3 protein-coding genes are annotated in these 3,469 nt (G+C 62.1%); 1 reads left to right on the forward strand and 2 read right to left on the reverse strand.

What is annotated here, in order from left to right; genetic code table 11:
* Window positions 1-54: 54 nt before the first annotated feature.
* Together HHJ19_RS02635 and yaaA are read right to left on the reverse strand one after the other, a co-directional pair.
* Complete coding sequence (locus HHJ19_RS02635; protein WP_296903792.1) at window positions 55-978, reverse strand: alpha/beta fold hydrolase; 924 nt, start codon at window positions 976-978, stop codon at window positions 55-57.
* A 69-nt stretch (window positions 979-1,047) separates the two neighbouring features.
* Window positions 1,048-1,824, reverse strand: coding sequence for a peroxide stress protein YaaA (gene yaaA, locus HHJ19_RS02640; protein WP_296903794.1), 777 nt, complete (start codon window positions 1,822-1,824; stop codon window positions 1,048-1,050).
* Between the two features lie 205 nt (window positions 1,825-2,029).
* Here yaaA and HHJ19_RS02645 point away from each other — a divergent pair.
* On the forward strand, window positions 2,030-3,469 hold a 1,440-nt coding region (locus tag HHJ19_RS02645), incomplete at its 3' end, for a valine--tRNA ligase (protein WP_296903795.1).

The raw sequence follows: 3,469 nt of genomic DNA on the forward strand, positions 1-3,469 counted from the left end.
CATCCTGGTCAACATAGGCTGCGGTTTTGCCCAGTTGGGACTGTTCAGGGGTGTTCATGCCGGTGTCACCTGTCTGGAGTTTGCCGCGTCTAAGTGCGGCATCAACAGTGCCAGCAAACGCTGCACCACGCCGGGGGGCAAATCATGGCCCATGCCTTCAACCCCCACCAGCCTGGCGCCGGGAATGCGGCGTGCCGTGTCTTCGCCGCAGGCAAACGGCACCAGCGGGTCGTCCTTGCCGTGCACCACCAGCGTGGGCACTGCCACGCGCACCAGCGCGGCGGCGCGATTGCCGTCGGCCAGGATGGCTACCATCTGCCGGGGAATGCCCTGGGGATAAAAGCCGCGCCTGGCCGCGGCGCTGACGCGTTCGCGCAGGTCGGCATCATTCATGGGAAAACCCGGGCTGCCGATCGCCTGGAAAAGCTTCACCGAGTGGTCAATCGCCGCGCCCATGCCCTTGCCGGCCGGTCGGCTGAGCAGCACGCGCGTCACGCGCGCCTGGGCCTCCGGCAGTCCGCGCGCCCCGCTGGAGCTCATGATGCTGGTCAGGCTCAAGACCCGCCTTGGTGCCAGCAAGGCCAGCCGCTGCGCAATCATGCCTCCCATGCTGACACCCACGATGTGCGCCTGATCAATCCGCAGCGCATCGAGCACACCCAGCGCGTCGGCTGCCATGTCTTGCACGCTGTAAGGCGGTGTAATGCGCCAGCCGAGCCGAAATTTCAAGCCGGCCCACAGCAGTTTTGGCGCACCCAGCGCGTCAAATCGCTGGCTCAGGCCGGCATCGCGGTTGTCAAAACGCACGACGCGGTACCCTGCGTCAACCAGCGCCTGCACCATCTCGGGTGGCCAGGCAATCAGCTGCATGCCCAGGCCCATGATGAGCAGCACCACGGGCTGTGGCCGGTCTTGCGCAGCGGGTGCGGCGCCGCTGTCCTCGACTTCGATGTCAATTCCGTTTGCTCTTATTTTCATAGCTTACTATGCCCGAAAGTACTGGACCAGCAGGCGATCTCCTTGTTAAGTTGGTTAAGCCGCGCGGTTTCAGGCGGCTTGCCTGCGCCGGAACACCAGCCGGTCCAGCTCCGACGCAGCCGGGTCAAAACAATAACCTTCGGCGTCAAACCCCTGAAGCTTTTTTACCGTCACCAGCTGGTGTTCGACGGCGTAGCGAACCATCAGTCCACGCGCGCGCTTGGCCATGAAGCTGATGACCTTGTAGCTGTCGCCCCTGAATTCCTCAAACACGCAGCTCACCACGCGGGGGATCAACGCCTTGCGGTCAACGGCTTTGAAATACTCCTGGCTGGCCAGATTGACGATGACGGGACTGGTGTCGACAGCGGCGCGCTGATTGAGATAGGCGGAAATTTGCGAGCCCCAGAACTGGTAAAGATTTTTGCCGTGTTCCGTGGCCAGCGCCGTGCCCATTTCCAGCCGGTAAGGCTGCATCCAGTCGAGCGGGCGCAGCACGCCGTACAGGCCGCTCAAAATGCAGACATGCTGCTGCGCCCAGCCAAGTTGCGCTTCGCTCAGGGTCTTGCCGTTCAACCCTTCATAGACATCGCCATTGAAGGCCAGCACAGCCTGCTTTGAGTTTTTGGCGCTGAACCTGGGTGACCAGGAACCGTAGCGCGCCACATTCAAGCCTGCCAGCGCATCCGACAGCTTCATCAGGCTGCTGATTTCCTGCGGCGTTTTGCACTTTAGAAGCTCGATCAGTTCAGCCGACTGGCGCTTGAACAGCGGCTGGGTATGCGTGGCTGTATGCGGCGGCGTGTCGTAGTCGAGTGCTTTGGCGGGGGAAAGTAAAAAAAGCATGGCCTTGAATTCTTCAGTTCGACAAAGGCCTGACTTTACGACAGCTGCGCCAGCAGGGAGCAGGGCACCCGCAAAGCCCTGCGCGTGCCGGAACAGCGCGCTAACACGCTGCCCCGGCAGCAGTCGAATAAACTCGGTCTTTCGCCTGCCCTTTCCCGATCCCAACCCAACGCGGCATCGCTGCGATGCCGTTTTTCATTGCCCCATGACTGAAGCTGCCACCCCTACGCCCGCCGCCCCCGCAACCGACGCCGCCAAAGCGATTCCACTCACGCCGGGGCTGGACAGCCTGGCCAAGTCGTTTGAACCGGCGGCGATTGAAAGCCACTGGGGCCCGCTGTGGGAACAAAGCGGCCAGTACGAACCGACGCTGGATGCCGCCAAGCCCTCGTTTTCGATCCAGCTGCCGCCGCCCAACGTGACCGGCACGCTGCACATGGGCCATGCCTTCAACCAGACCATCATGGACTCGCTCACCCGCTACCACCGCATGAAGGGCGACAACACGCTGTGGCTGCCCGGCACCGACCATGCCGGCATTGCGACGCAGATTGTGGTCGAGCGCAAGCTGCAGGGCGAAGGCAAAAGCCGGCACGACCTTGGCCGCAAGAATTTTGTGAGCAGGGTGTGGGAGTGGAAGGAAGAGTCAGGCTCGACCATCACGCGCCAAATGCGCCGCATGGGCGACTCGGTGTCGTGGAAGCACGAGTACTTCACCATGGACCCGAAAATGTCAAAGGTGGTGACTTCGACCTTTGTGCAACTCTATCAACAGGGCCTGATTTACCGGGGCAAGCGTCTAGTCAACTGGGACCCGATCCTGAAGTCCGCCGTCAGCGACCTGGAAGTTGAAAGCGAGGAGGAAGACGGCTTCATGTGGCACATCCGCTATCCACTGGCCGACGGCAGCGGTTCGCTGACCGTGGCCACGACGCGGCCTGAAACCATGCTGGGCGACGTGGCGGTGATGGTGCACCCGGAGGACGAACGCTACCAGCACCTGATCGGAAAGTTCGTGAAATTGCCGCTGTGCAAGCGGGATATTCCTGTGATTGCGGACGATTACGTTGACAGGGAATTCGGCACCGGCGTGGTCAAGGTGACGCCCGCGCATGACACCAACGACTATGCGGTCGGCCAGCGCCACCAGTTGCCCATCATCGGCGTGCTGACACTGGACGCAGCCATCAACGACAACGCGCCCGAGAAATACCGGGGCCTGGACCGCTTCGTCGCCCGCAAGGCCGTCGTGGCTGACCTGGAAGCGCAGGGCTTTCTGGTCGAAGTCAAAAAGCACAAGCTCATGGTGCCGCGCTGCACCCGCACCGGCCAGATCATCGAGCCGATGCTGACCGACCAGTGGTTTGTCGCCGTGAACAAGGTCAGCGACCAGGACCCGACCGGCAAATCCATCGCGCAAAAAGCGATTGACGCGGTGGACAGCGGCGCGGTGAAATTCGTTCCCGAGCAGTGGGTCAACACCTACAACCAGTGGATGGGGAACATCCAGGACTGGTGCATCTCACGCCAGTTGTGGTGGGGCCACCAGATTCCGGCCTGGTACGACGAAGACGGCAAGGTTTATGTGGCGCTGGATGAAGCCCGCGCGCAAGCCCAGGCGCCCGGCAAAACGCTGCGCCGCGAT

The sequence above is a fragment of the Polaromonas sp. genome, assembly GCF_012927415.1.
GTDB lineage: Bacteria > Pseudomonadota > Gammaproteobacteria > Burkholderiales > Burkholderiaceae_C > Polaromonas.

Coding starts and splice junctions, on each gene's coding strand:
- yaaA (WP_296903794.1), bottom strand. CDS start 1,824: ATGCTTTTTTTACTTTCCCCCGCCAAAGCACTCGACTACGACACGCCG.
- HHJ19_RS02635 (WP_296903792.1), bottom strand. CDS start 978: ATGAAAATAAGAGCAAACGGAATTGACATCGAAGTCGAGGACAGCGGC.